At 61.3% G+C, this 1,372-nt stretch carries 1 protein-coding gene; it reads right to left on the bottom strand.

The window, feature by feature from the left end; genetic code table 11:
• Window positions 1–268: 268 nt before the first annotated feature.
• On the bottom strand, window positions 269–1,288 hold the full coding sequence (locus K4G67_RS17430) for an IS110 family RNA-guided transposase (protein ID WP_239807507.1): 1,020 nt from the start codon (window positions 1,286–1,288) through the stop codon (window positions 269–271).
• Between the last annotated feature and the right edge of the window lie 84 nt (window positions 1,289–1,372).

Here is a 1,372-nt window from a genome sequence, read left to right as displayed (position 1 = left end):
CATGTGTGGACGGCCTCTGCTGCGCAAGGGTTTTCTGCACTGATGATTTCGGTCGGGTGCATCCATGTGTTCGGCCTGTTTGCGCAGCACCGCATGGCTGCTGGCCCTGATGAAGTCCGCAGGTCGGCTCCCTAATCACGTCATCGCGCTCGAAGCGCTGTGACCCCCTGGGTTTCACCAACCCCCGGTCTGACCGGTTCGTCATCATTGCTGAGCTGCCCTTTCGCCCTCCTGCCGGTAGCGATTGCGCGACCGGCGAGGATAGTTGTTACGCGGCAGGGGCTGCGTAGACCTCCTTCCGTGTCATTACCGCCCAGGCGATACGCGCTGTCTTGTTTGCAAGCGCCACGGTCGCGATCTTCGTCGGCTTGCGCTCGAGAAGCTTTGCCATCCAGGGTTGGCGAGAGGCATCCTTGCGCGCCATGCGCATCACTGCGGTCGCGCCGACAACGAGCAATCGCCGGAGGTACCCGTCGCCCTGTTTCGTAATCCCGCCAAGCCGCTCCTTGCCGCCGGAACTGTGCGGTCGCGGCGTTAGTCCTAGCCAAGCCGCGAACTGGCGCCCTGATCGGAACAGCGACGCATCTGGAACGGCAGCGGCAATGGCCGATGCGGTGATCGGGCCGATGCCAGGGATCGTGGCGAGGCGCCGGCTCGTCTCATCGTTGCGATGCCAAGCCAGTATTTGAGCCTCCAACCGGTCGATCTCGCTGGATAGCGCTCTGAACTGTGCAGCGATGCCATGAAGCGCTGATCGGGCATGAACCGGCAGTTGGTCTTGTTCTTCGTGAAGTGCTTTTAGCGCAGCGCTGACGCCTCCAGCACCCAAGCTGGTGACTATCCCATACTCGGCAAGGTGGCCACGCAAGGCGTTGATCAGCATCGTCCGTTGCCGGACAAGAAGGTCGCGGGTTTTATGCAGCATCAGAACCGCCTGCTGCTCGACCGTCTTCACAGCAACAAAGCGCATCGTTGGGCGCGTCACCGCTTCGCAGATCGCCTCGGCATCGGCGGCATCGGTCTTCCCGCGCTTCACATACGGCTTGACGTATGCAGGGGGCATCAAGCGCACCTCATGACCCAGTGCCATCAGCTCGCGTGCCCAGTGATGCGCCGATGCACAGGCTTCCATGCCGACCAGGCAGGGCGGCAGATCCGAGAAGAAGCGAATTACTTCAGCGCGCCGCAACTTCCGTCGGACGAGAATCTCGCCATCGCTCCCAATTGCGTGCACCTGAAACACGTTCTTCGCCAAATCCAACCCGGCGGTGACAATCTCTCTTTCCATGAAACGACTCCTAGACGTGGACCTACAACGGCCACATCATGGCACAGCTACGCTGATGCAGAGGCCGTCCACGACATCACGTCA

This window comes from Croceicoccus hydrothermalis (assembly GCF_022378335.1).
Lineage (GTDB): Bacteria > Pseudomonadota > Alphaproteobacteria > Sphingomonadales > Sphingomonadaceae > Croceicoccus > Croceicoccus hydrothermalis.
The sequence above is the reverse complement of the archived record's forward strand: the minus strand, read 5'-3'. Positions and strand labels throughout refer to the sequence as shown.

Bases quoted from the DNA above. Each gene is read 5' to 3' on its own strand.
- K4G67_RS17430 (WP_239807507.1), bottom strand. From the start codon at position 1,288: ATGGAAAGAGAGATTGTCACCGCCGGGTTGGATTTGGCGAAGAACGTG.